4 protein-coding genes are annotated in these 4,619 nt (G+C 45.9%); 1 reads left to right on the top strand and 3 read right to left on the bottom strand.

Annotated elements, in window-relative coordinates:
• Positions 1 to 174: 174 nt before the first annotated feature.
• Both QUA04_RS28740 and QUA04_RS28735 read right to left on the bottom strand, forming a co-directional pair.
• Positions 175 to 363, bottom strand: coding sequence for a hypothetical protein (locus QUA04_RS28740; RefSeq protein ID WP_333263934.1), 189 nt, complete (start codon positions 361 to 363; stop codon positions 175 to 177).
• The gene (locus QUA04_RS28735) at positions 360 to 623 is read right to left on the bottom strand and encodes a type II toxin-antitoxin system Phd/YefM family antitoxin (protein ID WP_333263931.1); all 264 of its coding nucleotides are present in this window, start codon (positions 621 to 623) and stop codon (positions 360 to 362) included. The genes QUA04_RS28740 and QUA04_RS28735 overlap by 4 nt, the downstream gene beginning before the upstream one ends.
• Before the next feature lie 392 nt (positions 624 to 1,015).
• Here QUA04_RS28735 and QUA04_RS28730 point away from each other — a divergent pair, with 392 nt between their 5' ends.
• Positions 1,016 to 1,285: a hypothetical protein gene (locus QUA04_RS28730; RefSeq protein ID WP_333263928.1), complete on the top strand. Its 270-nt coding sequence runs from the start codon at positions 1,016 to 1,018 to the stop codon at positions 1,283 to 1,285.
• Positions 1,286 to 1,514: 229 nt separating this feature from the next.
• Here QUA04_RS28730 and QUA04_RS28725 read toward each other — a convergent pair whose 3' ends face one another.
• Complete coding sequence (locus QUA04_RS28725; RefSeq protein ID WP_333263925.1) at positions 1,515 to 4,451, bottom strand: hypothetical protein; 2,937 nt, start codon at positions 4,449 to 4,451, stop codon at positions 1,515 to 1,517.
• Positions 4,452 to 4,619 lie beyond the last annotated feature (168 nt).

Below are 4,619 nucleotides of genomic sequence, written 5' to 3'. Positions count from 1 at the left end.
TTCCGGCACTGTCTTCTCCATGTGCCTCACCTTATCAGATTTTTTTGGTTTTTGCTACCCCCGTGAACTTCTACCTTTTTTGTCACCATCTTTACGTCTCCCTAGTCCCACGACAACAACTAGAACTCGATCGTGTTCGACTTGATAAACTATACGATAGCGCTGTCCAACAGCTCAGGTGCTGCGAAATCCTGATAGGTTATCTACAAGGGCTTTGCCTTGCTTTTGTGGTTCAACTTTTAGTTGATCAATGCGATCGCGCAATTTTTCCTGTTCTTGTCGATCTTTGACGGCCTCCAACATTTCCAGTGCCAGTGACGTAAGCTGGATCTCATATTCGATCGCATTGTCTTCGTGATTCATAGTGCCAATTTTGCTTTGGCATTTTCCCAGGAAATAGTTTCGCCTTGGCGTGCTTGGGTGATGCTTTGGCGCAATTTGGCAACGAATTCTGTATCGGTGAGAATATCTAAGGTTTCTAACAGTTCAGTCAAATGCGTGTAGCTCATTGCAGCCATAACGGGAACGCCATCTTGAGTGATGATGATAGGCTCATTGATAAGTTCTTGGGGTAGGTTTGGAAGGTGCTGCTGTGCTTGGGCAATGGTGAGTCGTTTGGACATGGTTGTACTAAAGCAACATTACTTTTAATTTAGCATTTCGGCCCAACTAACGGGTTTCCAGCCGCTGACGCTGGTAACGAGTAAATCCAAAATCTAAGATCCAAAATCTAAAATCCAAAATGGATTGACGACGGCCCCCATCTGCGGCTACGCTTTGAAGTGAGAGGTTGCTTGCTTGTAGAGGAGGCAGCCCGCGTCGCCCAAAAATCTAGTTGCACTGCCCAAAGCTGCTGGTAACAGCAATGGACAGCATAACCGCCAAACTGGGACTAGCAGTCTGGAGGCTAACGGAGTATCTTAACATCCTCTGTAGCCGCCCTGCTATGTGTTGAAATGCGGGGCGGCTGGGTTTTTGGGTTTTTCTAGAAAACCCAAAACCAGGAGAACATATTATGTCACAGGAATTCGTGCCTGACGACAACAAATTTGAGCGCCCAAATGACGACTCAGCAGCAGTATGCGAACAGGAAGTGGTGCTGTTAACGGTTGTCGGTTCGCCCAAAGGTGTCAGGGAAACCATACTCACTTTGTACCGGCTGGGATTTGCAGAAGTGGGCGATTGGAGTCCCGTACAGCGTGCGGCTAATCCGAAGCAGGTGATGAGCGTGCTGATCCGTCGGAAGCGGGCTGATGGTACATCGCCGAGACAATCTGGGCGGTAAGCTGCAAGGTTAAATAGCTAAATTCGAGGGCGGGCTTTTAACGCTAAGCCCTGAGTCCGGCAGGGGTTGAAACCCCTGCCTCAAAGCTAAAGTCCTCGGTCGGGGACTCATGAATTCTTCAGTCCTCATAGCGAGGACTTTTGCTAAAAGCCCCGTGGAATTCATTTCCTGGCGGGCTTTCGGTTTAAGGCAGGGAATGAATGCCGCGTCTTTACTCATTGCGATCGAGCTAACTGCTGACAGTATCGTCACCCAAATTATTGAGATATTCTTGCAGCGAATCGCGAATATTGCGAACCCGATCGTTGTTAGGAGCAATGGCTAAAGATCGATTAAACATTTCCAGTGCTTCTTGCCAATTTTTGAGTGCTTCCTGTTGCTCAGATAATTTTGCTTGCAAATCACCCAGACATCGCAGCGCAATCCCTTTGCTGTTGAGAGTCAAGATATAATCCGGTGCAATAACTAAAGCAGAATCAAAGGCAGCGATCGCCTCTGAGTAAGACTGTTTTGCCGCCTCAAACTCACTTAGTTTTACTTGTAACTCGCCCAGATCCTGCAGCGCAATCCCTTTGTTGTTGAAAGCATAGTTATCATCCGCTGCAATTTGTAAAGCAGAATTATAAGCAGTGATTGCCTCAAAGTAAGAGACTTTGGCAGCCTCAAAATCACTTAGATGTGCCTGCAAATTACCAAAACTTTGCAATGCAAGCCCTTTATTGTTGAGAGCATAGTTATAATACGGTGCAATTTGCAAAGCAGAATTACAAGAAGCGATCGCCTCAGAATAAGAATGTTTAGCAGCCTCAAACTCACTTAGCTTTACTTGTAACTCACCCAGACTTCGCAGCGCAAGTCCTTTGTTTTTGAGAACAGTGATATTATCAGGTGCAATAAATAAAGAAGAATTAAATGCTGCGATCGCTTCAGAGTAAGACTGTTTGGCCGTCTCAAATTCACTTAACTGTGCTTGCAAATCACCCAGACATCGCAGCGCATTCCCTTTGCTGTTGAAAGCATAGTTATAATCCGGTGCAATAACTAAAGCAGAATTAAAGGTAACGATCGCCTCAGAATAAGAACGTTTGGCAGCCTCAAATTCACTTAGCTGTGCCTGCAACTCACCCAGAAATCGCAGGGCAATACCTTTGTTGTTGAAAGCATACCGATCATCCGGTACAATGTGTAAAGCAGAATTGGAAGCAGCGATCGCCTCTGAGTAAGATATTTTTGCAGCCTCAAATTCACTTAACTCTGCCTGTAACTTACCCAGACTTCGCAGCGCCGTCCCTTTAGCGGTGAGGGTAGCTGTATCTTCGGAAGTTAGGATAAGTTCCCGATCGTAAGCCACAACTGCCTCTAAATATTCCTTTTTTGCCTCTGCGTATCGAGCTAATCGAGCATAGTAATCTCCCTCCGATCGGGAAATTATACCAAGCCAATAATCACTCTTAATCCACAACTCATCTCTAACACCCAGCAACGACTCGCATTCCCCGTAACGACTCAGCCCCAATGCTTCCTCAAACACCTCTACCCATTCCCTCACACCCCGCTGCCAATCCAAGCGATTAGCATGAAAAATTGCCTCCGCCGCATTCCCCACTTCTCGATAATGCCCCTCTAAAACCTCATGAGCTCTGCGAGTTTTCGGATGATCCCGATCGGCATCCAAACGCCGCAATAAATCGTGAATCCGATACCAGTTATCCCCCCGCTTCTGCGATTTCCACACAAAGGAAAAACCCGTCAACATCTCAAAATTTGCACTGCTTGCATGGAAGTGGCAACCAGATCCCAATTTTACGTACAAATCCTCATCAAAAGCGCGACCAGCACTCAGCGAATGCACGGCCGATCGCACTTCTCGATCGACATAACTCAGCAACCGATCTGTTAATTCCGCAGTCTTGTTTTCCAACTTCGGAATCCGCGCAAAATCCGACGACATCAACTCAATTCCCCGCCTTCTTTCTGCCAGCACCGCATCCGCGCACAAACCCAAATAAAACGGATGTACCTGCAAATTCTCCCAATTATCAGCGGGATTGACGCTGGCATATTTAATTACAGCATCTGCCAAATCTGCCTTGTCAATCTTCACTTTGTGCAAGTAATCCCTCGCATCATCCGGCGACAAATGCCACACCAATTGTGCATCTATATAATATGCGGGAATCGGAAACCTTGACGCATTCGGCCACCGCAATTGCGTCACCGGACACTCTCGCCCCGCCACAACAACGACAATCCCCAACTTGTAATCCAATGCCCTCAACAACCGCCGAAACCACTCATCTTGATACCAAAAAGTTGCGCCTTGAGAATTGCGTTTTTCATCCCACATTTTCTCGTGAGTATCGAACAGCATCACTAGGCGATCGGGTTTATTTTTGCCAGCCATGGCCGCATTCAAATCCCCAGCAAACAATTTCGGCAAATAGTCTGTTAACTCAGTATCAATATCTAGACGGCGAATTTCCTCCGCCTTTTCATCGCTGACGCCGAGGCGAGTTTGAATTAATTTTATCGCTCCCTTAATGCCGCTCAATTTAACTATGCCTTTAATCACGGCTACAGCTTGCGCCACCACCGGAAAATCCGCAAAAGTTTCAAGGGCAGGTGTCACCAATTGAATTACATCATCGGGAAAAAGTTGGCTGAGAGTTGCGTCAGACTCGCCTTTGTTCAGCAAATACCAAAAGCAAGCAAAGTCATAATTGGAAAACTTAAATTTATATTTTTTTGCTGCTTCTGCAACATTTCGGCGCAGCATCAGCAAGCCGTAAAATCTATCTTGCGGTTTATCTTCTTTAATCGGTATCAATCCGAAATCGTGTCTGACTGCGGGTATGGGAGTGTAGGTTTTAGGTTCAGCATAGCGCACAAAATCAGCAACTTGGGCGGCTTGTGATTCTGGGATGTGGTGCAATTGTTTCCACACCTGCGGCGAAAATCTTTTGCAGCAGTGAAACTGCAAGTGTTGTAGCAGCAAAGACTTGCCGTTGCCTCCATCTCCGTAAAAATACAAAATTTGTTGGCGCGCGGGGTCTTCGTTTAAATAAAAGGCAAATCGGCGGGTAAATTCGTATCTGTCGGTAAAAAGTTCCAGTTTGCGATCGCCGCTAATAGATTCGCTTTCAAAATCTTCGTCGTCAATTGGCATAAGTGTGCGGGTGAGGTGTAATTTAATTATAAGCAAAAATTAGATGGGTTCGGTGATTGAAATCTCGTCTCCACAAACTTTAGTTTCTCTCTAATACCAATTTAATATGAAGCTGCATAGAATAGGGCTTCAAGAATAAAATTGTAAGATGACAACGAACTAATTTGC

Origin of the sequence: Microcoleus sp. S13_C5 (assembly GCF_036700845.1) — a bacterium.
Lineage (GTDB): Bacteria > Cyanobacteriota > Cyanobacteriia > Cyanobacteriales > Microcoleaceae > Microcoleus.
Note: the sequence above shows the minus strand (reverse complement) of the source record. Positions and strands in the feature narration are given on the sequence as shown.